Source organism: Acidiphilium sp. 20-67-58 (genome assembly GCF_002255515.1).
GTDB lineage: Bacteria > Pseudomonadota > Alphaproteobacteria > Acetobacterales > Acetobacteraceae > Acidiphilium.
In genome coordinates, this window is the sequence record NZ_NCAS01000011.1 from 119,303 (window position 1) to 141,396 (window position 22,094).

Annotated in this window: 24 protein-coding genes; 21 read left to right on the forward strand and 3 right to left on the reverse strand. The window is 70.3% G+C overall.

The genetic code is table 11. The annotated features are described in order from the left end of the window. Positions 1 to 7: 7 nt before the first annotated feature. From B7Z76_RS06175 to B7Z76_RS06265, 19 genes are all read left to right on the forward strand, one after another. Entirely contained in the window at positions 8 to 436 is a 429-nt protein-coding gene (locus B7Z76_RS06175) for a hypothetical protein (protein ID WP_174503596.1), read from the forward strand. Then, entirely contained in the window at positions 433 to 738 is a 306-nt protein-coding gene (locus B7Z76_RS06180) for a hypothetical protein (RefSeq protein WP_174503597.1), read from the forward strand. Before B7Z76_RS06175 ends, B7Z76_RS06180 begins: the two co-directional genes overlap by 4 nt. 151 nt (positions 739 to 889) lie before the next feature. Continuing rightward, positions 890 to 1,771 (forward strand): hypothetical protein, encoded by an 882-nt coding sequence (locus tag B7Z76_RS06185; protein WP_291342791.1) that lies wholly within the window; start codon positions 890 to 892, stop codon positions 1,769 to 1,771. Positions 1,772 to 1,787: 16 nt separating this feature from the next. Next, a complete protein-coding gene (locus B7Z76_RS06190; RefSeq protein ID WP_174503599.1) occupies positions 1,788 to 2,474 on the forward strand; it encodes a hypothetical protein in 687 nt (228 codons plus the stop codon). Further along, positions 2,471 to 2,671, forward strand: coding sequence for a hypothetical protein (locus B7Z76_RS06195; RefSeq protein WP_174503600.1), 201 nt, complete (start codon positions 2,471 to 2,473; stop codon positions 2,669 to 2,671). The genes B7Z76_RS06190 and B7Z76_RS06195 overlap by 4 nt, the downstream gene beginning before the upstream one ends. Beyond that, positions 2,664 to 3,644 (forward strand): hypothetical protein, encoded by a 981-nt coding sequence (locus B7Z76_RS06200; protein ID WP_236656348.1) that lies wholly within the window; start codon positions 2,664 to 2,666, stop codon positions 3,642 to 3,644. The genes B7Z76_RS06195 and B7Z76_RS06200 overlap by 8 nt, the downstream gene beginning before the upstream one ends. Continuing rightward, complete coding sequence (locus B7Z76_RS06205) at positions 3,641 to 4,189, forward strand: phage baseplate assembly protein V (protein WP_174503601.1); 549 nt, start codon at positions 3,641 to 3,643, stop codon at positions 4,187 to 4,189. The genes B7Z76_RS06200 and B7Z76_RS06205 overlap by 4 nt, the downstream gene beginning before the upstream one ends. Next, entirely contained in the window at positions 4,189 to 4,557 is a 369-nt protein-coding gene (locus B7Z76_RS06210; RefSeq protein WP_174503602.1) for a hypothetical protein, read from the forward strand. Before B7Z76_RS06205 ends, B7Z76_RS06210 begins: the two co-directional genes overlap by 1 nt. Before the next feature lie 18 nt (positions 4,558 to 4,575). Further along, positions 4,576 to 5,700, forward strand: coding sequence for a baseplate J/gp47 family protein (locus B7Z76_RS06215; RefSeq protein ID WP_291342795.1), 1,125 nt, complete (start codon positions 4,576 to 4,578; stop codon positions 5,698 to 5,700). A gap of 3 nt (positions 5,701 to 5,703) precedes the next feature. Continuing rightward, a complete protein-coding gene (locus B7Z76_RS06220; RefSeq protein ID WP_291342797.1) occupies positions 5,704 to 6,381 on the forward strand; it encodes a hypothetical protein in 678 nt (225 codons plus the stop codon). Positions 6,382 to 6,475: 94 nt separating this feature from the next. Then, positions 6,476 to 7,729 carry a glycine-rich domain-containing protein gene (locus tag B7Z76_RS06225; protein ID WP_174503605.1) on the forward strand — a complete coding sequence of 418 codons (1,254 nt, stop codon included), beginning with the start codon at positions 6,476 to 6,478 and terminating at the stop codon, positions 7,727 to 7,729. A gap of 16 nt (positions 7,730 to 7,745) precedes the next feature. Beyond that, positions 7,746 to 8,237: a hypothetical protein gene (locus B7Z76_RS06230; RefSeq protein WP_174503606.1), complete on the forward strand. Its 492-nt coding sequence runs from the start codon at positions 7,746 to 7,748 to the stop codon at positions 8,235 to 8,237. A 9-nt stretch (positions 8,238 to 8,246) separates the two neighbouring features. Then, positions 8,247 to 10,790, forward strand: coding sequence for a right-handed parallel beta-helix repeat-containing protein (locus B7Z76_RS06235; protein WP_291342800.1), 2,544 nt, complete (start codon positions 8,247 to 8,249; stop codon positions 10,788 to 10,790). A gap of 27 nt (positions 10,791 to 10,817) precedes the next feature. Further along, positions 10,818 to 12,701 (forward strand): collagen-like protein, encoded by a 1,884-nt coding sequence (locus B7Z76_RS06240; RefSeq protein ID WP_291342802.1) that lies wholly within the window; start codon positions 10,818 to 10,820, stop codon positions 12,699 to 12,701. 2 nt (positions 12,702 to 12,703) lie between these two features. Further along, complete coding sequence (locus tag B7Z76_RS06245; RefSeq protein ID WP_291342803.1) at positions 12,704 to 14,842, forward strand: hypothetical protein; 2,139 nt, start codon at positions 12,704 to 12,706, stop codon at positions 14,840 to 14,842. A gap of 5 nt (positions 14,843 to 14,847) precedes the next feature. Further along, positions 14,848 to 15,201: a hypothetical protein gene (locus B7Z76_RS06250; RefSeq protein WP_174503610.1), complete on the forward strand. Its 354-nt coding sequence runs from the start codon at positions 14,848 to 14,850 to the stop codon at positions 15,199 to 15,201. A gap of 12 nt (positions 15,202 to 15,213) precedes the next feature. Beyond that, the gene (locus tag B7Z76_RS06255) at positions 15,214 to 15,453 is read left to right on the forward strand and encodes a hypothetical protein (RefSeq protein WP_174503611.1); all 240 of its coding nucleotides are present in this window, start codon (positions 15,214 to 15,216) and stop codon (positions 15,451 to 15,453) included. Further along, complete coding sequence (locus B7Z76_RS06260; RefSeq protein WP_291342805.1) at positions 15,441 to 15,836, forward strand: hypothetical protein; 396 nt, start codon at positions 15,441 to 15,443, stop codon at positions 15,834 to 15,836. Before B7Z76_RS06255 ends, B7Z76_RS06260 begins: the two co-directional genes overlap by 13 nt. Before the next feature lie 26 nt (positions 15,837 to 15,862). Continuing rightward, positions 15,863 to 16,153 carry a hypothetical protein gene (locus B7Z76_RS06265; protein WP_236656514.1) on the forward strand — a complete coding sequence of 97 codons (291 nt, stop codon included), beginning with the start codon at positions 15,863 to 15,865 and terminating at the stop codon, positions 16,151 to 16,153. On the opposite strand, the gene B7Z76_RS06270 is transcribed toward B7Z76_RS06265, so the two are convergent. From B7Z76_RS06270 to B7Z76_RS06280, 3 genes are read right to left on the reverse strand one after another with little or no spacing between them, the layout of a single operon-like run. Beyond that, positions 16,123 to 18,306 (reverse strand): RNA degradosome polyphosphate kinase, encoded by a 2,184-nt coding sequence (locus B7Z76_RS06270; protein WP_174503614.1) that lies wholly within the window; start codon positions 18,304 to 18,306, stop codon positions 16,123 to 16,125. The genes B7Z76_RS06265 and B7Z76_RS06270 overlap by 31 nt on opposite strands. A 30-nt stretch (positions 18,307 to 18,336) precedes the next feature. Continuing rightward, complete coding sequence (locus B7Z76_RS06275; RefSeq protein WP_236656351.1) at positions 18,337 to 19,089, reverse strand: DnaA ATPase domain-containing protein; 753 nt, start codon at positions 19,087 to 19,089, stop codon at positions 18,337 to 18,339. Then, positions 19,082 to 20,176 carry an AI-2E family transporter gene (locus B7Z76_RS06280; protein ID WP_174503615.1) on the reverse strand — a complete coding sequence of 365 codons (1,095 nt, stop codon included), beginning with the start codon at positions 20,174 to 20,176 and terminating at the stop codon, positions 19,082 to 19,084. The genes B7Z76_RS06275 and B7Z76_RS06280 overlap by 8 nt, the downstream gene beginning before the upstream one ends. 154 nt (positions 20,177 to 20,330) lie before the next feature. Between B7Z76_RS06280 and purM the strand changes: the two genes are divergently transcribed. Both purM and purN read left to right on the forward strand, forming a co-directional pair. Further along, positions 20,331 to 21,401, forward strand: a complete 1,071-nt coding sequence (purM, locus tag B7Z76_RS06285) for a phosphoribosylformylglycinamidine cyclo-ligase (protein ID WP_291342806.1) — start codon at positions 20,331 to 20,333, stop codon at positions 21,399 to 21,401. Next, positions 21,398 to 22,018: a phosphoribosylglycinamide formyltransferase gene (gene purN, locus B7Z76_RS06290; RefSeq protein ID WP_174503617.1), complete on the forward strand. Its 621-nt coding sequence runs from the start codon at positions 21,398 to 21,400 to the stop codon at positions 22,016 to 22,018. Before purM ends, purN begins: the two co-directional genes overlap by 4 nt. The last annotated feature ends 76 nt before the right edge of the window (positions 22,019 to 22,094 follow it).

A 22,094-nucleotide genomic window follows, 5' to 3' on the forward strand; every position in this document is an offset into this window, starting at 1 on the left:
GTAGCAGATGCCATATAACACGTTTACCGTTGGCAATGATTGCCAGATCGTCGTCATGGGTCCGTTCGGGCGGGTCGATCTTGCCCATGTGACCGGATTCGAGGTGAGCCAGGTGACGCAGAGCGTGCGCGTCGACCGGCTCGACGGGGTGCAGCTCGGCGCCGAACTGCCGAAGGGCTGGCAGGGAAGTTTCCTGCTCGATCGCGGCAGCTCGGCGACCGATGATTTCATGGCGCAGATCGAGCAGGCCTATCTGTCGGGGCAGGCGATTCCGCCGGGAACGCTCTATCAATATGTGAATGAAACTGACGGATCGACCTCGACCTACCAGTTCGACGGGGTCGTGTTCAAGCTCGGCTCGGCGGGCGTGTATCGCGGTGACATGCCGGTGGCGCAGAAGCTCGACTTCTTCGCCTCGACGCGCAGGCGCGTATGAGCGGGGCGGAGGTGGAGGACGCGCGCGGGCGGTTGCTCGCGCTGCGGCCGCTGACGATGCTCGATCGGCTGCGCCTGTTCAAGGCGCTCGGGCCGGAACTGTCGATGAACGAGGCGTATCTCGGCGTCGCCTCGCTGGCGGCGTCGGTCGGCGCGATCGATGGTGTGCCGCTGCCGTTTCCGGCGAGCGAGGCGGCGGTTGAAAACGCCGTGGAGCGGCTGGGCGAGGCGGGCATCGAGGCGGCGGCGGCGGCGTTGCAGCCGGAAGATGCCGGCACGGTGAGGGCGCTCGCGGGAAACTGAGCCGGCACCCCGCGCTGATCGACTGTCTCTACCTGGTCGGGCGCGGGGTGCCGTTCGAGGTGGCCTTCACGCTCGGCGAGGCGGAGCGGATCGCTTTCGTCGTCGCGTGCGGGGAGCTGGACGGGCTGACATTCGACTGGAAGGCGATGGCGTGGGTGCAGGAATGACATGGCGCGACGGTGCCGGGGCGCGGTTCGCCCGGCTTGGCCGGAGCGGGCTCGGGCGGATCGCGCCACGGCGGCTGCCGTCGGTGGCGCGGACGATGCGCCGCGCGGTGATGTCCGTGCTGCATGAGGCGCCGGGGGCGTTCCCGACAAATCGTCCTCGGGACGGTACGGCCGCGATGTTGCGGGGTGGGTGGCATCATGCCGCACGGCGTTCGACCGAACGGATGCGGCGCGCATGGCATGCGCGTCATCATTCCTCGCCGCGCGCCAGCCTGCGGGGCATGGCCCTGGCGGGGCAGCGTGTGGCGCATGGCTTGGGGCCGGAGATCCGGCCGGTGGGCGCGCGGCTGTCCACGCATCGGGTGTCGGCGGGATCGTCGGGGCGGCGGTTGATGCATGTCTTGGGGCCGGAGATCCGGCCGGCGGGTGTGCAACTGTCCGCGCATCGGGTTCCGGCGGGATGGTCGAGGCGGCCGGTGGCGCATGGTGTGCCGCTGGTCCGCAAGCCCCTGCGCGCAGGTAATCCAGGTATCGCGGCTGCGGCGGGCCGGAAGGTGGCGCCGCAAATGGTGCTGGGCCGTTCCGGGCTGAGCGCCTCGCATGGGGCGCGTGGGTCGGCCGCATCGTCGGCGCGGCCGGTAGCGCCGGTCGTGTCCGGGCGGGCGATCCGTTCCGAGGCGGCGGGGCTGGCTGCGGCTACGGCGCCGGCGCGGCCAGCGGCACGGTTCGCGGCGCCGGAGCGAATGGATCTCGGCCGCTGGCTCGGCGGGCTGTTCGGCGACGAGGCGCGGCGGCCGCCTTCGGGCGTGACCGGGTTCGACGCGCGCCTGTCGCCGGTGTTCCCGGGCCGCAAGCCGGGATTCTGAAAGCGGGAGGCGGAAGATGGCGGCTATCACGGTGACGCTGGGCGGCGTTGCCTTCCGGGATTTCGAGGTGCCGCAGACGATCGAGTTCGGCGGCAGCCAGCGGTTGGCGGTGCATGAACTGGTGGGCGGCGGCCGCGTGATCGACACGCTCGGGGCGGCGGCGGGGATCATCCGTTTCGCCGGCACCTTCTCCGGCCCCGATGCCGAGGCGCGGGCGCAGCTGCTCGATGTGGCGCGGCGGGCGGGGGCGACCCTGCCGCTGGCCTGGAGCGGCTTCGCCTTTGAGGTGGTGATCGCGGATTTTGTCGCGGTTTACGAAAAACCCTGGTGGATTCCGTTCTCGATCGAGCTGGTCGAGGCGCAGAACCTGGTGACGGCGGTGCCGGACGCGCTGGCGCAGGCGGGGCTCGACCTCGTCAGCGCCGGTGGCCTGGCCGGGCTGGCGGGGCTGTCGCTCGGCCCGGTCGCGGTGACGGCGCCCGGCAGCATCGCCACGGCGCAGGGGATTGTGGGCGGCGCGCTGCGTGCGGCGGAGACCGGTTTGGCGGCGGCTCAGGGCGGGTTCGGCGCGAGCGCAGGCGCCTCGGCGGCAACGCGGGCGTTGCAGGCGATGGGGACGGCGAGCCTGTCGCTCGCAGCGCTGGGCGGGGCAGCCGCCTATCTCGGCCGCGCCGCCGGCAACGCTTCATGGGGGGCGGCATGAGCGGGACAACGACGATCACGATCACGGTCGCGGGTGGCAATCTCTGTGAGATCGCGGCGCGGCATCTGGGCGATGCGACGCAGTGGATCCGCATCGCGCAGCTCAACGGGCTGTCCGACCCTGCGCTGGTCGGGCTGGTGACGCTGGTGCTGCCGCCGGTTGACCCGAATGCGGGTGGCGGGGTGCCGCGTGTCTGAGGCTGTGATGGTGCGGGCGATCGCCCCGTTCGCGACGCTCGACGGCGCACCGCTGCCGGGGCTGGAGCGGCTGGAAATTCGCCAGCCGGGCGCGTTCGAGGCGGCGTGTTTCTCCCTCGAATTCGCGCTCGGCGCGGTGCCGGGCGGCGCGGCCTGGTTCGCGGCGTTGCAGGGCGGGGTGGTGACCGCCGGCATCGGCAGCGGGACGGCGCTGGTCACCGGCCAGGTGGACAATGTCGCGATCCGGTTCGATCTCGGCGCCGCCATCCTGAGCGGCCGGGATCTGGCCGCGCGGCTGATCGATGCCGAGGTGGACCAGACCTTCTCGAACCTGACGGCCAGCGAGGTCGCGACGGCGTTTGCCGGCCAGGCGGGGCTTGCCGCGAACGTGGACGCGACGACGACGCGGATCGGCCAGTATTACGAGCTGGCGCACGCGCAGACCGGGCTCGGCCTGCATTCGCGGCACGCGACGCGGTGGGATCTGCTGGCCGCGCTGGCGGCGCGCGAACAGTTCGGCCTTTCGGTGACGGGGACGACGCTGAATTTCGCGCCGCCGCCGGCCGGCGCGCCGATGCTGCTGACCTATGGGCGGGACCTGCTGACGCTGGGTTGTGACAGCGCGCTGGCGCTGGCGAGCCCGAAAGTGACGGTGCGGAGCTGGAACCCGAAGAGCAAGGCGGCGTTCAATTCGAGCGCCGGCAGTTCCGGCGGGACGACGCTGATCCGTCCCAACCTGACCCAGGGCGAGGCAGAGCGGGTCGCGCAGGCGGCGCAGGCGGCGCTGGCCGCGCAGGCGGTGCGGTTGCAGGCGAGCATGCCGGGCGAGACGGCGATGATGCCGGGGACGGGGATCCTGCTGCAAGGGACGCAGACCGCGCTCGATGGCGCGTATGTGGTGCGGAGCGTGGAGCGGGTGATCGACGGGCGGATCGGGTTCTTGCAACATTTCGAGGCGATGCGGGCGGCATGATGGAGCATTTCTGGAACGCGGTGAAAGGCCGGGCGGCGGCGCTCGACGGGCTTTCGGCGCAGGCGCGGTTCGCGGTGGTCGCGAGCTTCGATCCGGCCGCCTACGCGGCGCGGGTGACGTTGCAGCCGGAGGGCGTGCTCTCGGGCTGGCTGCCGGTGCTGGCCGGATGGGTCGGCGCCGGCTGGGGTATGGCGGCGCCGCTGTCGCCGGGGGACCAGGTTCTGGTGCTCGGGCAGGAGGGCGATGCCGAACAGGCGGTGGTGCTCGGCCGGCTGTGGTCGGACCGCGATCCGGCGCCGCAGGCCGCGGTGGGCGAGCTGTGGCTCGTGCATCAGAGCGGCTCGTTCCTGCGGCTGCGCAATGACGGGACGATCGCGATGAAAGCCGGGACGGTTTCGATCGAGGGGGATCTGATGGTGAGCGGCGAGGTTTCGGACCGAAGCGGGACGCATGGCAGTCTCGACACGCTGCGGCAGGCTTATGACGGTCACACCCATCCCGATCCGCAGGGCGGGTCGACCGGCACGACTTCGGCGGTGGTGTGATGGCGGATCTCGCACTGACATTCGGCGGCGATCTCGCCTTTGGCAATGAAGGCGACCTCGCGCTGGCCGGGGCGGCGGCGCTGACCGAGCAGCGTGTGCTGCGGCGGCTGCTGACCAATCCCGGCGGGTATCTCTGGCAGCTTTCCTATGGCGCCGGGCTCGGCCAGTTCGTCGGCGCGGCGGGGCCGGCTGCTTCTGCCGGCGCGCTGGCGCGGGCGCAGCTGCGCCGCGAGGCGCGGGTGGCGAGCGCGCCGCCGCCGCAGATCACGGTCAGCCAGGGCAATCCGGGCGGGCTGACGATGACCATCGCCTATCAGGATGCCGCGACGGGACGGGCGCGCGTGCTGGCGCTGCCGGGTCCGGTCTGATCAGCACAGGGAATTCCGATGCAATTATCGCTGCAAAGCTTCACCGCCATGGTGGAGCAGATGGCTGCTGCCTTGCAGGGGGCGGCGAGCCAGGCGCTGGACCTGACCGTCGGGTCGGTCCTGCGGGCGCTGATCGAGGCGAATGCCTCCCTTGGCCTCTGGCTGCAATGGATGATCGTGCAGGTGCTGCTGACCACGCGGCTTTCCACCAGCACCGGGGCCGACTGCGACAGTTTCGGCGCGGATTTCGGCTTTGCCCGGCTGCCCGCGGTGGCAGGCGCCGGCAGTGTGACCTTCGCGCGGTTCGCACCCGTGCTATCGGCCTTCGTGCCGGTCGGCGCGACGGTGATGACGGCCGATGGCAGCCAGAGTTTCGCGGTGACGGCGGACCCGGCGAACCCGGGTTTTTCGGCGGCGCAAGGCGGATACACGCTGGCGGCGGGTGTCGCCTCCCTCGACCTGCCGGTGAGCGCGGTGCTGCCGGGGGCGGCCGGCAACGTCATGGCGGGGGCGATTTCGCTGCTGACCACGGCGATCGCCGGGATCGATACGGTGAGCAATGCGGCATCGATGGGCGGCGGTGTGGACGCGGAGACCGACGCCGCGTTCAAGGCGCGGTTCGACAATTATCTCTCCAGCCTCTCGCGCGCGACGTCCGGCGCCATCAAGGCGGCCGTGGCCGGGGTGCAGCAGGGGCTTTCGGTGACGATCAGTGAGAATGTCGACCAGACCGGGGCGGCCAGCATGGGCAATTTCATTGTCACGGTCGATGATGGAACCGGCCATCCGCCGGCATCCCTGCTGGCGACGCTGGGCCAGGCGGCGGATGCGGTGCGGCCGGTGGGCACGCGGTTCGCGGTGCAGGGGCCGAGAGTGGTGGCGGCGAACGTGTCGATGACGCTGGTGCTGGCGCCGGGGACGGTGCCGCAGACCGCGAGCGCTGCGGTGACGGACGCGATCGCGGCCTATATCGGCGGGCTCGCGGTGGGTGCCACGCTGCCTTACTCGAAACTGCTCCAGATTGCCTATGACGCGTCCGACGCGGTGGCGAACGTGACCGACGCCCTGCTGAACGGCGGCACGGCCGACCTGGTGCCGCCCGCGTTCGGTGTGGTGCGGGCCGGCACGATCGGCGTGAGCTGAGCCATGAGCGGTTCGGCAAATTCCCCCGGCAGCGCGGCCGACATGGCGGCGCGGCTGAAAATGGCGCTGCCGGCCGGCTGGTTCGCCGATGCGACGCCGGTGCTCGATCAGGTTCTCGGCGGGCTCGGCGCGCTCTGGGCGGCGCTGTATGCGCTGATCGGCACGGTGCGGCGGCAGACGCGGATCGCGACGGCCACCGGCCCGATGCTGGACATCGCCGCGCGTGACTATCTGGGCGGGCGCATCGTGCGGCGGGCGGGCGAGGCGGATGCCGCGTTCAGCGGGCGGATCCGCGCCAATCTGCTGACCCCGAAGGCGACGCGCGCGGCGCTCGCCGCCGCCATCACCGCCGAGACCGGGCGGGCGCCGGTGATTTTCGAGGCCGCCAACACCGGCGATACCGGCGGCTATGGCGCCGGCACGCTGGGGTATGGGGTGCGCGGCGGCTATGGCAGTCTCGCATTGCCCTACCAGTGTTTCGTGACGGCCTATCGGCCGTTCGTGGCCGGCAGCGGAGCCTCGGGCGGGTTCGGCTACGGGCCGGGCGGTTATTCGACCGCGCCGCTGGCCTGGAGCGATCTCGCCCAGGATGTGGGGCTGGCCACCGATGCCGACATCTATGCCGCCATCGCCCACGTGCTGCCCGTCAATGCCATCGCCTGGACGCGGTTGCTGAACTGACGGGCCAATATACCGCGCCTTTCCCTCCCTGCCGGCCGGACGCCGCCCTGATGCGGCGGGCGCCGTCGCGCGGCCTCATGACAAGGACATCTTCATGGACAGGACCATCGTCTATCCCGGGGCGATCCCGCTGGATACCGACATTCTGAACCTCAACCGCAACGTGATGGCCGCGATCGGCGCCCTTGGCGCGGCGGTGCTCGGCGGCGGCATGGTCGCCGACGGGCTGGCCTGCACGCCGAGCGTGCCGGCCTCGCTGACGGTGACGGTGGCGCCGGGGTCGATCACCCAGCTCGGGCCGGTCGATGCCAACAGCTATGGCAGCCTGCCGCAGGATATCGCCCAGCAGACGGTACGGATGGGGATCAATCTCGATCCGGTCACGTTCACGCTGGCCGCGCCGGCCAGTTCCGGCCAGTCGGTGAATTACCTGATCGAGGCGACGTTTTCGGAGATCGACGCCGATCCGGTGGTGCTGCCCTATGTGAACGCCGCCGATCCTTCGGTGCCGTATTCGGGGCCGGGCAATTCGGGCGGCGCACAGAACACGCAGCGGCTTCAGCGGGTGCAGCTCCAGGTCAAGCCGGGTGCGGCGGCGGCGGCGGGAACCCAGGCGACGCCGCCGGTCGATGCGGGATGGGTGGGGCTTTACGTCGTCACCGTCAATTACGGGCAGAGTGCCATTGCAGCGACGGATATCGTCACGCTGCCGCAGGCGCCGTTCCTGCCTTGCAAGCTGCCGCAACTGCGGCCGGGCTTCTCGCAGATGCAGGTGTTCGAGGGCTTGGGCAATTTCGTCGTGCCGCCGGGCGTGACGCAGGCGAAGGTCACGGTGGTCGGCGGTGGCGGCGGGGCGGGATATCACGCGACGATGCCGGGCGGCGGCGGCGGCGCGGGGGGCACGGCGATCGACATCGTCACCGGCCTCGTGCCCGGACAGGTGGTGCCGGTGACGGTGGGCGCGGGCGGTGCTGCGCCTAGCGCGCCGGCCAATGGCGGCACCGGCGGTGCATCGAGCTTCGGCAGCTACCTTTCGGCGACCGGCGGCGGCGGCGGCGAGGGGGGAACGGCCAGCCTGTTCGCCACCGCCGGGGGCGCTGGCGGCATCGGCCTGGGGGCGCGGATCGTGCAGGGCGGGGCGATGGGGGGTGACGGCATCGCCGTTGCCGGACGCGGCGGCGATGGCGGCGGGCCGGGAAGCGGCCGGGGCGCGAGCGGTCCGTTGCCGGGACTTCAGGCGACCGGCTTCGGCGGTGGCGGCGGCGGCGGCGGCGCCTCGGTCGGCGCAGCACCCACCAGCAGTCCGGGCGGCGCGGGCGCGCCCGGCATCGTCATTGTCGAATATTGAGCGGGGGTCCATCCTGATGAGCGCAAGCACGACACCGGCCAGCCGGATCTGGCAGGCGGCCTCGGCACGGCTGATCGAGATCGAGGGGTTCATTCCGACGCCGCGCGGGATCGCGCTGCTGCCGCCGCGGCCGCTGGCCTGGCCGGAAAAGGACCCTGGCGACATGCTGGATTACACGTTCGACGTGGCGCCCGCGCTGGCGGGCAGCCCCGGCGACGCGATCGCCACCGTCACGGCCACGGTGAACCCGGACAATCCGGGCGATCTCGCCCTCGCCTCGACCGCGATCGATGGCACGAGGGCGGTGCTTTGGCTCGCCGGAGGGCAGCCGGGCACGACCTATACGGTCACGGTTTCGATCACCACGCTGGCCGGTCGGAATCTGGCCCGGAGCATCGCGCTGCCGGTTGTGTCGCTGGCCTCGGTGCCGGCCCCGGCGAGCGCGATCACCACCCCGGACGGCGCGCCGATCACCAGCCCGTTCGGCCAGCCCATCACCGCGAACTGAGGAGGCGGCATGCCCACCATCGGACAATTGCCGGCGGCGAATTCGGTTTCGGACAGCGACGAACTGCCGCTCTACCAGGCCGGACAGACCGTGGCGGCAACGCGCGCGCAGTTCCTCGCCGGCATGCAGCAGCAGCTCGCCCTGCCACAGGGCACGCTGCTCGGCGGCATCGGGCCGGGAACGGCGGCGCCGGTGCCGATCACGATCGGCGCCAACCTGTCGCTCAGCGGCACCACCCTCGCGGCCACCGCCACACCGTTCGAGATCGCCGCACTGCCGGCGGGAGCGCCGCCGGGTAGCGGCGATTCCGTGCCGCTCGGCCAGGGCGGCGCGAATGTCGCGCTGAGTTATGGCGCCTTCATGGGCGGAATATCATCCGTGCAGGGCGTGCGGGCGGACGGGTTCGAGGCGGTCGCGGCGGGTGCGAGCGCGGTGCGCTCGATCGCCGCGCTGGCCGCCAACGCCGTCGCGATCGAGGATTTCGGTGCGAAGGGCGACGGGGCGACCGATGACGCGCCGGCGCTGCGCGCGGCACTTGCCGCGGGCAGCCCGGTGCGGTTCGGGCCGAAGACCTACCGGATCGACGGCGAATGCGACATCGGCGGCACTGCCGCGACACTGATCGGCGTGCCGGGGCAGACGGTGCTGACGCGCGGCGCGCAGAGTGTGGCCGGCACATCGAGCCAGGCGGCATGGATCAGCGTGAGTGCGGCGACCTTCATCGCCGATGGTATCATTTTCGACGCCAATGCCGCGATCACGGCGCAGAGCTGGGGCGTGGTGATCCAGGCCGGCTGCACGGCGTCGATCGTCACGCGCTCGCAGTTCCGCAATGCCAAGGCATCGATCTATGGCTGGGGCCTCGCGATCGCGCCCAGCGACCCGGCGGTGACGCAGCATCACGTGCATGACTGCGAATTCACCGCGAATGCCGTGGATGGGCTCTGGATCGCGGCGACCGACGCTGTCGCGGTGACGGGTTGCCGGGCGCACGACAACGCCCGCAACGGCATTTACGTCGACAGTCAGGACCCGACGCTGACGCTGAAGATCCGCGATGTGCAGGTGGTCGGCAACACGTGCTGGAACAACCAGACCGGCATCGTGGTCGGCAATTTCAACCAGACGAACCTTCAGCCGGGCACCTATGGCAATGCCAATCCGGACGTGCTCGGCGCGCTGGTCGCGCAGAATTGCGCGTTTGGCAACAGCAGCTACGGCATCTCGATTTCGGGGCGGAACATCCTGGTGAGCGGCAACCTGCTGGTCGATAACGGGCCGGCTGGCGGCGGGATGCTGGTGAATACCGGCTATTGCCGCGTCGCCGACAACATGATCACCAATGCGGGCGGCTTCGGGATCGATGCCGGCGGGTCGGTCTTTGTCGAGCTGTCCGGCAATTACTGCGACGGCCAGACGATCGGCATCGGCATCGGCGGTAGCCAGAACTGCACGGTGCGGGGCAATTTCATCCAGGATTGCACAACGGGAATCGAGGCGCTCAACGTCGAATCCGACGGGCGCGGGACCGATTTCGGCATCGCCTGCAACAATCTCGAGATTGCCGGGAACCGGATCAATTACGGTCCCGGCGGTTATGGCATCGTCCTGAAGGATGCGCCGCAGCTGGTGGTGGTGCGGGACAATATCGTCTCCTCCGGCACCGGGGGCGATCCGCTCAACGCGCTGCTGGCCTATACCGATTCGGTCGTGCTGCGGAACAACATCCTGAATTTCGCCGACAGTTTCGCGGTCAATCCGGTGGCATCGAACGGGCTGAACACGCTGGTCTATCCCGACCTGGTGGACCGGGTGACGGTGTCGCAAGGCACGGGGCAGGTGCAGTCGATCATCAGTGCCACGGCGCAGCGGAGCGCGGGGACGATCAGCTACATCAAGGTGACCAATGGCGGGTCGAACTACACGACCGCGACCGTCGCGATCAGCGGGACCGGCAGCGGGGCTGCGGCCGGCGCCTGGATCGCCAATGGCAGCGTCATCGGCGTCTATATCACCGCGGCCGGCAGCCTCTATGGCCCGGGTACGCAGGTGAGCATCAGCGGTGACGGCACGGGTGCGACGGCGAGCGTGCAGGTCGGGCTGCCGGTGCTCGAAGGCCGGCGGCTGGAGATCGAGTGTCTCGCGCCGGTGAGTTTCGCGTCTGCCGGCAGCGTGCCGGCGCAGGAAAACTGGACCGGCGCGAAGCTGACCGTGCCGGCGGGTGCGACGATCGAGTGGCGGGGGCATGCCGGGGCCTGGCAGGCGGCGCGGTTCATCCAGTCCGATTATCTGGCGCCGGCCGCCGATGGCAGCGTCACGCTCGGCAGCCAGGCCGGGGATGTGCGGCTCGAACCGGCGACGGGTGGCGCGGTCCGGCTGATCTCGCCGACCGAGCCGACCGGATGCGTGGCGCTGATCGGGCGGGGTTCGCCGCTCGGCGTGGTGAGCGCGCCGCCCGCATCGAGCTACCGCAACCTCGACGGCGGCGCCGGGGCAACCTTCTGGATCAAGCAAGCCGCGACCGACGCGACCGGCTGGATCGCGATCGCCTGAGGCAACGCGAGAGGACATTCCCGAACCATGACGACGATACCCCAACTGCCCACCGCAGCGAGCGTGGGGCCGACCGACCTGCTCGCTTTGTCGCAGAACAGCATGCTCTATGCCGCGAGCGTGCAGCAGGTGACCGCCGGGCTCCAGCACGAAATCAGCCTGCCGACCGGCGACCTGCTTGGGCGCAACAGCGCCGGGGCGGGAGCACCGGAGGCGGTGACGCCGGGGGCCGGGCTTGCGCTCGGTGCTGGCACGCTCGCGGCCACGGGCACCGATCATCTCGGCTTTGCGCTGCTCGGTGCGTTCTCGGCCACCGACGAGGTGGTGGTGAACGCCCAGGGCGCGCCGGGGCGGCTGCCGGTTACGGCCCTGCGCGGGCTGTTTGCCGCAGGGACCGGCCTTGCGATCGATGCCAATGGCACGCTGAGCGTCACGGCCAGCGCGATCGCGGGAGCGACCGGTCCGGCGGGGCCTGCCGGTGCTGCCGGTCCTGCGGGGCCGGCCGGTCCTGCCGGTTCGGGGTTGAATGCGCCGGGGGCGACGAATTCGGCCAGCACGATCGGCAGCGCCGATTTCGTCGCGATCTGGCAGAACGGCGCCAATGCCTGGCTCTCCTACGAGAAGCTGGTGGGCGGGCAGACGATCGATCAGCTGCCCGCGGCGGGGCCGGCGGCGGATTCCGACCTGCTGCTGGTCGCGCAGGGCGGCAACGCGCTGGCCAGCCAGAGCTTCGCGGCGATCTGGACCTATGCGGCGCAGAAGATCCCGACCATGCGCCGGCAGGTCGTCGAGCTGAACAGCAACACGGTGCTCGACGCGACGACGCATAACCAGAGGGTTCTGGTGGCGAGCCAGCCGATCACCCTGACCGCCAATTTCACCAACATGGGCAGCGGGTTCACCTGCCGGGTGATCAACCTCGCCGCGGGGCCGGTGACGATGGGCACCGGCATCACCTCCGGCACCGGGGTGGCCACGTTGCCGCCCGGCACCGCGGCGGAGCTGACGGCGCTGACCTATTCCGGCGGATCGCTGGTCTGGTGGGACGGGATCGCGTTGCCGACGCCGACCATCACGGTGAACGCGCCCGGCAGCCCGGCGGCCAATGCTCCCTTTACGGTCAGTGGCGGCCTGTTCGACGAAGCCCCGACCGCGCTCGACTATTCGACGGACGGGACGAACTGGACGGCGGTGGCATCGCCGATGATCGGCGCCGGGTCGTATTCCTTTCAGGTGCCTGGATTGCCGGCGGGCAGCTACACGATCGCGGTGCGCGACCATAATGCGACTGGCGTGGTCGGCCGGAGCGCGCCGTTTAGCGTGGCGACGGCGGCGGTCGCCCTCGCCGCGGTGCCGGCCAGCGCGAGTGCGGGCGGCACGATCGCGGTGAGCGGCACCGTGGCCCCGGCGGGGACGGCGGTGCAGGTCGGGCTTTCGGCGAGTGCTGCCACACCGCCTGCGAGCTTGGTCGCCGCGACGGTCAGTGGCGGCACCTGGTCGGCCACGCTGCCGGCGGGGAGTGCGGCGGGAACGGTCTATCTCTGGGCCGAGCAGACGGCGGACGCGGCGGTGACGGCGGTATCCGGCGCGATCACGGTGACGGCGGCGACGCCTGTCGTGACGTATACGATCAACCAGCCTGCGACCATCTCGGTTGCCGCCGGATCGGGCACGATGGCGCTGAACGGCGGCATCAGCCCGGCGCAGGCGATCGCGACCCAGGTGGCGTTCTCGACGTCCAATGCCGCGCCGCCATTGGGCGGCTGGCAGGCGGCCTCGCTCATCGACAATAACGGGCTCTGGGCGGTCTACGCGACGATCCCGGCAACGGCGGGGGCGTATTACGTCTGGGTCGAGACCGCGACGGGGCAGGCGGCTTCGGTGTCCGGCTTCACGATCACGGTGACCTGAGCATGAACCTGATTTCGGTACGCCCGGCCGCGCCGCTGCGCGAGGGAACGGGGCGGTTGTTCGCCCGCGCTCAAGGTGCGGGGTCGGTGCCGGCGGGAAGCGCCTTCGCCGGGCCGACGCCGGCCGCGATCGCCGGTCTGGCAGGTTGGTGGGATGCCGGCGCGCTCGGTGCCGTTCTCGATGCCAATGGCAATCCGCTCACCGCCTGGAACGCCCCTGCGGTGGCGCTGGCCGACAAGTCCGGTAACGGTGTGCCGCTGCTGCCCTTTCACATCGTGGCGGATACCGCGCCGGCGGCGATGCTGGCGGTGTCGCGGGTCAACGGGTTTCTCGGTGCGGTTGGCAGCCCGGACCCGGCGATCGCGCAATACGGGCCGACGCTCGATCCGGACTGGGGGCTTTCGCTCGCGCGGTTCGACCTCGGCAGCTTGTCGGCCTGGACGCTCTATCTCGTCTGGACCCGGCCGAACTGGCGGCAGGGCACGATCGAGGTCGACAATGCGCCGATCCCGCTGATCCATGCGATGGCGACGGGAATGACCATCATCGAGGCCGGCGGGCCGGGCGGCGGCGGGCTGACGCTGTTTCCCGGCACGGCGGCGAGTCGCGGCATCACCACGACGATCGAACGGCGGCACAGCCATGCGCTGATCCTGCGCCATACGCCGGGGACGGGCCTGGATGTGTGGCTCGACGGCACGCTGGTGGCGAGTGCTGCCGCAAATCCGCTGCCGGCGGCGGCGGCCGGCGATGTGCTGCTGTTCCACGACAATACGGTGCAGGGTTCGGCGCAGTGCTGGTTTCACGAGGCCGCCTGCTGGACCCGGGCGCTGGATGCAGCGGAGATCGCGACGCTGGTATCCGCCCAGGGGCGCTGGGTGCTGGGCGCGCGGCGGGGCGTCAACCTGCTGGTCATGGGCCAGTCGAACGCCGAGTGGTTCGTGCAGGCGGGCGGGGCGGAAGCGCTGGCGCGGGGTGTTGCGTGGTATCTCGGGGCGGCCGCGTGGGCGGCGACGTCGCTGCCGGCGGGGAATGTGGTCAGCCCGGCGCGGTATTCGATGATTGCGGGGCATCCGGTGTCCAACGCCTCGCCCCCGCTGTTCCCGCCCGGGACGGGGAATGGCACGTTCCTGACCAATCCCGGCGACGGGTCTTCGCCCGCGACCTGGGTGCTGGGGCCGGACGGGCAGGCGCTGTCGGCCTATCTGACCGGCGCGCAGGCGCTGGTCCCGGCGATGGACGAGGCGGATATCGCCTTCCTGCTCTGGCCGTGGAGCGAGCAGGACAGCACGATGCCTTACGCGAACAAGACGCTCTACAAGGAAAGTGTCAGCCGGCTCGCGGCGCTGACGCGGCAGATGCTGGGGCGGAGTGTTGCCTCGCTGCCGCTGCTGCTCTGGAGCGCCATTCCCTACGAGACCGACCAGGGTGTGCAGATGGTGCGCGAGAGCGTGCTCGACCTGTCGCTCGACCCGACACTGAACGCCGTGATCTTCGCGGCGCAGACGGCAGATTCCAACCCGCTGAACGCGGCGTGGAACCCGGCGACAGGGTTGTTCTCGGGTGGTGACCCGCAGCATCGGGACCAGCCGGACCTGTTGCGGTATGGGCGGATCGGGGCGCATGCGGCGGCGCGGGCAGCGCTGGCGATGGGGCTTTCGGATACGATTCCGGCATCCGCCGTGCCAGCAGGCGGGTTGCCGTTGGCGGGTGGCCCGTCGGTCGTGCATGCCTATCAGGCGGCGCCGGACCAGATCGTCCTGACCATCCGGCACGATGCCGGTACCGACATGAAGGTCGATCTGCAGGCGGTGAACGGCGCCGGATTCGCGGTGATGGATGGCGGCACCGTGGCAAACCCGGGGCCGATGATCCCGGCCATCGCGGCCGCGCGGGTCGATGCGACGCATGTGGCGGTGACGTTGCAGCGCGCGCCGGTGAACCCGGCTGCGTCGTGCCTGCTGTATTATCCGTATGGCAGTACGCAGATCGGCCGGGGCGATGCGGTCACGGACAATCTCGCCAGCCTTGCGCCGCCGGCCGGATGGTCGATGGCGGCGGATCTGGGGGGTGCCTTCGCCTTCGACATGCCGCTGCAGGCAACCGCCTACGGCGTTCCGCTTTCGACAACGCCGGGGTGAGCGTCATGGGTGAGGACACGATCGCGTTCCTGCGGGACGCGCTGGGGGATCTGCGCTCGGATGTCGGCATGCTTCAGGTCGAGATTGCCTCGGGACGGCGGGACATCGCCGCGATCGAGGCGCGGCATCTCGCGCTCGAGGCCTGGCGCAACCGCTTCGAGCTGCAGGTGACCGGCACGCAGGAGCGCTTCATCGACAGATCGGACGAGCTGGTGGAGGCCTTCGCGCAGTTTCGCTCGGAACTGGCGCGATTCCGCGGCGAACAGTCGGGCAGCCATCGGGTGATCATGGTGGTGATCGGCGTGATTTCGGCGGTGATCGGCAGTGTCGCCGATCACTGGCTGCGTTTCGGCGGCTGAAAGGACATTCGGATGCGACGTTTTCTGCTGGAGATCGTCTCAGATGCCGCGGGGCGGTCTGACGGGATGGCCCTGCTCTCGGTGCTGGGCGTGCTGAGCTACATTTTTCTTGGTGTGTTCGCCGTGGTGGTGCGGGGCCAGCGGTTCGAGCCCGATGCGTATGGCATGGGCCTCGGGTCGGCGATCGCCGCCGGTGCGTTCGGAATGGGGCTGAAGGCCAGGCTCGCCGGAGGTGCGCGATGCCAGCCGTGATGCTGTCGGCGCTCGGGCGGTTCGCGCCGTGGATTCTGGGCGGCCTGCTCCTCGCGGGGCTGCTGCTCTATGGCTGGCATCTCGAGGTCGCGCTGCGCGCGGCGCGGGTCGCGGTGCGCGACGGGCAGGGCACGATCGCGCGGCTGATGGCGACGAATGCGGAAAACCGCGTCGAACTCGCCCGGTTGCGCGCCGACGAGGCGGCCTGGCAGACCGCGCTGACGACGGCGGCGGCGGCGGATGCGCAAGGTGTTGCGCTTTCGCAGCAGATTTTGACGAGCGTGGCCGCCGCGCCGCCAAAACAGGATGGTCCTGTCGCCCCGGTGCTGGCGGGCGCGCTCTCGCAACTCGGGGCGGCGCAGGGTGCGGGGGCGAAGCCATGACAGGAGGTGGGTCACGGAGCGGGTTGATGCTCGCGGCCGCAGCACTGCTCGCCGGGTGTGCGGCCTCTCCGCCGCAGGTCGTCACGCGCATCAGGGTGGTGACGCCGCTGGTCCCGCCCGCACTTCTGTCGTGTCCGCCGGCGCCGGCGGTGCCGGTGGTGCAGCGCCAGTCCGCGGTGGCGACCTATGTCGCGCAGCTATGGGAGGCGGGCGAGATTTGTCGCAATCATCTGGCGGCGGTGGCCGGCGTTCTGCGCCAGCCGGGTGCCTTGCCGGCGCCGCAGCGTCAGTCGTCGGTCAGGAAGGTCTTGCGATAACGGACCTGGTCGCGCTGCTGCTGGGTGAGCGGGCCACGCAGCGCCGAGCCCCGGCCGGACAGCGAGGGGTTGGTCATGAAATATTCATGCGCGGAGACCGGCGCCTCGCCCGGCGTCACCCGCGACCAGGCGCCATCGGGGCCGAGCGTCCAGGAATCGACATTGTCGCGCAGGTCGACGGCCATGATCTGGTCGAGCACCTGGGCGTGGACCGTGGGATTGTGGATTGGCACGAAGGTTTCCACCCGCCAGTCCATGTTGCGGGCCATCCAGTCGGCGCTGGAGATGAAGACCTTGTTCTCGCGGTCGGGCATGCGCGAGCCGTTGGCGAAGACGGCGATGCGGGCGTGTTCGAGGAAGCGGCCGATGATCGACTTGACGCGGATGTTCTCCGACAGTCCGGGCACGCCGGGGCGGAGGCAGCAGATGCCGCGCACCACGCAGGAGACCGGCACGCCGGCGGCGGAGGCGCGGTAGAGATGGTCGATCAGCCGTTCGTCGACCAGCGAGTTCAGCTTGAGCCAGATGCCCGACGGGCGGCCGGCGCGCGCTGCCTCGATCTCGGCGTCGATCAGCGCGCCGATGGCGCGGCGGGTCGTGATCGGGCTGAAGACCAGCTGGTCCATCTGCTCGGGCCGGGCATAGCCGGTCATGTAGTTGAACAGGCGGGCAGCATCGCGCGTCAGTTGCAGGTCGCAGGTGAAGAAGGACAGGTCGGTGTAGATGCGCGCGGTGATCGGGTGGTAGTTGCCGGTGCCGAAATGCGCGTAGGACCGCATGGCGCTGCCCTCGCGCCGGACCACGAGCGAGAGCTTGGCGTGGGTCTTCAGCCCGAGGAAGCCGTAGACCACCTGCACGCCGGCGGCTTCGAGCGTGCGGGCGAGGCGGATATTCGCCTCCTCGTCGAAACGGGCGCGCAACTCCACCATCGCGGTGACGCTCTTGCCCGACTCGGCGGCCTCGATCAGCGCGCCGACGATCGGGGAGTCGCGGCTGGTGCGATACAGCGTCTGCTTGATGGCGACGACATTGGGATCGGAGGCGGCCTGGCGGAGGAACTGCACCACCACGTCGAAACTCTCGAACGGGTGATGGACGATGATGTCCTTGTTGCGGATCGCGGCGAAGCAGTCGCCGCCGAAATCGCGGATGCGCTCGGGGAAGCGCGGCGTGTAGACGGGAAACAGCAGCTCGGGCCGGTCGTCGACGATCATTTCCTTGAGATCGACCAGGCCAAGCATCCCTGCTTCGATGAAGAAGTGGTTTTCCGGCGCCTCCACCTCGTCGATCACGAGGCTGCGCAGGTCGTCCGGCATGTTGGCGGCGAGGGTCAGCTCGATCGCGGCACCGCGGCGGCGGCGCTTCAGCGCGGTTTCATAGGACTGGACCAGATCCTCCGCCTCTTCCTCGAACTCGACATCGGTATCGCGGCAGACGCGGAACAGGCCGGAACCGGCGAGGCGGAAGCCGTGGAACAGGCGGTCGAGGAAGAGGATCACCAGATCCTCGAGCTTGATGAAGCGGATCGTCGCCGGCGACGGGTCGGGCAGGCGGATGAAGCGCCGGATCTGCGCGGGCAGCGGGATCAGCGCCCGCATCACGCCGGAATCGTCCTGGCGGATCAGCTTGAGCGCAAGCACGAGGCCCATGTTCTGGACGAAGGGAAACGGGTGCGCGGGGTCGATCGCGAGCGGCGTCAGGACCGGGAAGACCCGCTCCATGAAATGCTGGTCGAGAAAGGCGCGGTCAGCCTCGTTCAGCTCGTGCGGGGCGATCACGGTCAGGCCGGCGCCCGCCAGCTCGGCCAGAACACTGCCGAGCACGCGCTGCTGGGTTTCCATCAGGGTCCGGGCGCAGCGGTTGATCTCGGCGAGCTGCTGGGTGGGCGTCAGCCCGTCCGAGGAGCGCAGGGCAACCCCGGCGCGGGCCTGGCCGATCAGCCCGGCGACGCGGACGGAGTAGAACTCGTCGAGATTGGAGGCGCTTATCGAGACGAAGCGCAGCCGTTCGAGCAGTGGGTAGCGCGGGTTTTCGGCGGCGGCGACGACCCGGGCGTTGAAGGCCAGCCACGACAACTCGCGGTTGATGAACCGTGGGGTGCCATCGGCCAGGGCCGGCTCAACGGTGATCTCGGGCAGGGTTTCCGCGTCCATGCCCGCACATTGCCATGAAAGCCCTGACAGCTAAAGCAAAGATGTGATGGCGGCAGCCGGCAGGTCCGGCGCGCGGACGGCGGGATCGGGATCGGCCGTCTCCTCGTCCGGGTCGGCCAGTTCGTCGATCAGTCGTTCGGCGAGGCGGCGCGAGGGGGCCGTGCCGAGTGCGAGGGCGTAGCGGTCGAGCCGGGCGATCGCCTCGCGCAGTACGGCGGGGCGGCGCGGCAGCCGGTTCAGCAGGAACTGGTGCAGCGCGGGCGGCAGGTTCATCTGCCGCGCCGCGGCGAGACGATGCAGCAGCGCGTCGAGCAGGGCCGGTTCGGCCGGCTCGATGCGGATGGTCAGGCTGGCGCGCAAACGACTCGCGAGATCCGGCGGCTCGATGGGCAGACGCGCGGGCGGTGTGCGGCAGGTCATCAGCACCGAAACGGCGTCCTGGGTGGCGCGTTCGAGTGTGGCGAACAGGGCGAGCGGGGCTGCCGCGGCGTCGATATCCTCGATCACCAGCGGCGCTTTCCCGGGGCTGGCGGGGGCGCGCAGGCGCGCGGCATCGAGCCGGAGCGCACCGGTGCGGGCGGCCCAGAGCCAGACGAGGTGGGATTTGCCGCTGCCGGCCTCGCCCCAGAGGACAAGCCGGCGGTTCACCCAGTTCTCCGGCGCGGCGAGGGCGGCGCGTGCCGCCGCGTTCGACGGCGCCTCGATGAAATCGGCCGCGGCGAAGCGCTCCGGCTCGTCGAACGGCAGCGCCATCTGCCGCGGCTCGTACCCCTCGCTACGCACCGTGCCGGGGCGGGTCGAGATAGAGCGGGCTCTGCAGGTAGTGGCGCAGCCAGAACCGCGTGAGCACGCCGAGGGTTGCGGTGACGGGAACGGCGAGCAGCACCCCGAGAAAGCCGAAGGTCTCGGCTCCGGCGAACAGGGCGAAGATCACCCAGACCGAGGACAGGCCAAGCCGGTCGCCGAGGAAGCGGGGGGCCACCACGTAGTCGTTGAGCAACTGGCCGACGACGAAGATCCCGCCCACGATCAGCACATGGTCGAGCCCGCTGAACTGGCCGAGCGCGAGCACGATGGAGGAGACCGCGCCGACGATCGTGCCGACATAGGGAATGAAGGAGAGCAGGCCGGCGGTCAGCCCGATGACAAGACCGAGATTGAGGCCGGCGAGCGTCAGGGTCAGCGCGTAGAACACGCCGAGAAACAGGCAGCATATCGCCTGGCCGCGCAGCCAGGCGTTGAGGATCCGGCTGATCTCGCGGGCGAGATTGCGGATCACGCTTTCATAGGAGCGGGGCAGCCAGGAATCGAGCCGTCCCATCACCAGCGGCCAGTCGCGCAGGAAATAGAAGGCGACGATCGGCGTGATCACCAGAAGGGTGAGGATGTTGAACAGCGCGAAGCCGGTGCCGAGCACCTGCCGCGCCGCCGACCCGGCGAAATTCACGATGGCGCCGGCCTCGTTGCTGACCAGCGATTGCAGCTTGTTCGAGACGAAGCCGGAGCCGAAGCGGGCCTGGATCAGGCTGATCTGGTGGGTGGTGAATTGTTGCAGCCCGGCGATCATGCCGGGCAGTTGCTGGGCGAGCAGGCTGATCTGGGCCGTGATCAGCGGGTAGAGCAGCAGCGCGCAGAGGCCGGCGCCGGCAATCATCGCGAGCAGCATGATGATCGCGCCGAGCGAGCGCGGCAGGCCGAGCCGGTTCAGGGCGGAGACCGCCGGGTCGAGGAAATAGGCAATGCCGGCGGCGGCCACGAAGGGCAGCAGGATCGCCGAGAACAGCCGCAGGAACAGGACGACGAGGATGATCCCCGCCACGATCCAGCCGAAGCGCTGCCAGCGGAAGCCGGCCTGGGGTTCGCCGGTCATGAGCGGCTGCGGCCGGCTGTGTTGCCTTGAGGCGCGCGCTGTGGTGATAACCGCGCCAACGCGATGGCCAGGGATGTCCTGGCGGGCGGGCGGGTGCCGCTGAGCAGTGTGGCCGAAGCTTTCATGAACCGAGATTAGCGCATCGGAGGCGGGCATGACCAGCAAGGACGGTTCGAACGGCGAAACCTATCGCGCCGCCGGGGTGGACATCGAGGCCGGCGATGCCCTGGTCGAGGCGATCAAGCCGCTGGCAAAGGCGACCGTGCGGGCGGGCGTGCTCGGCGGCATCGGCGGGTTCGGCGCCTTGTTCGATCCGCGCGCGGCGGGTTTCGCCGACCCGATCCTGGTTGCGACGACCGACGGGGTGGGGACCAAGCTCCGGCTGGCGATCGATACCGGCATCCACGACACCGTTGGCATCGACCTCGTGGCGATGTGCGTCAACGACCTCGTGGTGCAGGGGGCGGAGCCGCTGTTCTTCCTCGATTATTTCGCGACCGGGCGGCTCGACCCCGCGATTGCGGCGCGCGTCATCGCCGGCATCGCCGAGGGCTGCCGGCAGGTCGGCTGCGCCCTGACGGGGGGCGAGACGGCGGAAATGCCCGGCATGTATGGCGCGGGGGATTATGATCTCGCCGGCTTCGCGGTCGGCGCGGCGGAGCGCGGGCGCCTGCTGCCCGAGGGCGTGGCGCCCGGCGACATCCTGCTCGGCCTGTCCAGCACCGGCGTGCACTCGAACGGGTTTTCCCTCGTCCGCCGGATCATCGATGCTGCCGGGATCGGGCTCGACGCGCCCGCGCCCTTTGCGCCGGAGCAGACCCTCGGCGGGGCGCTGATGGCGCCGACGGCACTCTATGTCCAGCCGGTGCTGGCGCTGGCGCGGGCGGGGCTGCTCCGCGCCGCCGCCCATATCACCGGCGGCGGGCTGCCGGGCAATCTGCCGCGGGTGCTGCCCGATGGCACCGCGGCGGTGATCGACAGGGCATGGCCGGTGCCGCCGGTGTTCGGCTGGCTGGCGCGGACCGGGAATGTCGCCGCGGCGGAAATGCTGCGGGTGTTCAACTGCGGCATCGGCATGGTGCTGGTGATCCGCCCGGCCGACGAGGCTGCGGCGCTCGACCTGCTCGCCGGCGCGGGGGTCACCGCGCATCGTCTCGGCCAGATCACGGCCGGGACCGGGGCGCCGGAGGTGACGATCGGGCCGGCGGAGACGCTCTTCGCATGAAGCGCCGCGTCGGCATCCTCATTTCGGGCCGCGGCTCGAACATGGAGGCGCTGATCGCTGCGGCGGCCGCGGCCGAGTATCCCGCCGAGATCGCCATCGTGCTGTCGAACCGCGCGGCGGCACCCGGGCTCGAGGCCGCACGGCGCGCCGGCATTCCGGCCGCGGCGATCCCGGGGCGGGATTTCGGCGCCGATCGCGCGGCCCACGAGGCGGCGATCGATGCAGCACTCCGCGAGGCCGGATGCGAGCTGGTCTGCCTTGCCGGGTACATGCGGCTGTTGACGCCTTTTCTCGTCGGCCGCTGGGCCGGGCGGATGCTGAACATCCATCCCTCGCTGCTGCCCGCTTTTCCCGGGCTCGATACCCATGCCCGGGCGCTGGCCGCCGGCGTGCGGCTGCACGGCTGCACCGTGCATCTGGTGACCGAGACGATGGACGAGGGGCCCATCCTCGCGCAGGCGGCGGTGCCCGTGCTGCCCGGCGATACCGAGTCCGCACTGGCCGCCCGCGTACTCGCGCAGGAGCATGTTCTCTACCCGCTGGCGCTGCGGGACGTCATCCGCGGCACGACGGTTCCGGCCGATCCGGCGGCCCGGCTTCTCAACCCTTGCGTTTGATGTCGGGACGTTATAGCAACTTCCAATGTCACAAGGATGTGTAGCGACGTCGACCGCGCATCGTTTTCCGTGTGAC